The organism is Streptococcus mitis (genome assembly GCF_001579045.1).
Taxonomy (GTDB): Bacteria; Bacillota; Bacilli; order Lactobacillales; family Streptococcaceae; genus Streptococcus; species Streptococcus mitis_D.
In genome coordinates this window covers 1-245 of sequence record NZ_KQ970282.1, presented here as the reverse complement: position 1 = coordinate 245, position 245 = coordinate 1, and the positions used below count along the sequence as shown (strand labels likewise).

Genomic DNA, 245 nt, shown 5'->3' with positions numbered 1-245 from the left:
GACTCGCTCACTGAGTTGCTTGTTGAAGCGGATTGTGATTCTACTTCTGATGTACGTTTAGATGCAGATTCGCTCACTGAGTTGCTTGTTGAAGCTGATTCTGAAGCTACTTCTGAAGCACGTTTAGATGCTGACTCACTTACTGAGTTGCTTGTTGAAGCTGATTCTGAGGCAACCTTAGATGCTGATTCACTTGCTGAGTTGCTTGTTGAAGCTGATTCTGAAACTACCTTAGATGCAGACTC

Annotated in this window: 1 protein-coding gene; it reads left to right on the top strand. The window is 43.7% G+C overall.

Annotated features, from left to right (window positions below; translation table 11 throughout):
- On the top strand, positions 1–245 hold a 245-nt coding region (locus tag SMIDD28_RS12460), incomplete at both ends, for a hypothetical protein (RefSeq protein ID WP_416069028.1).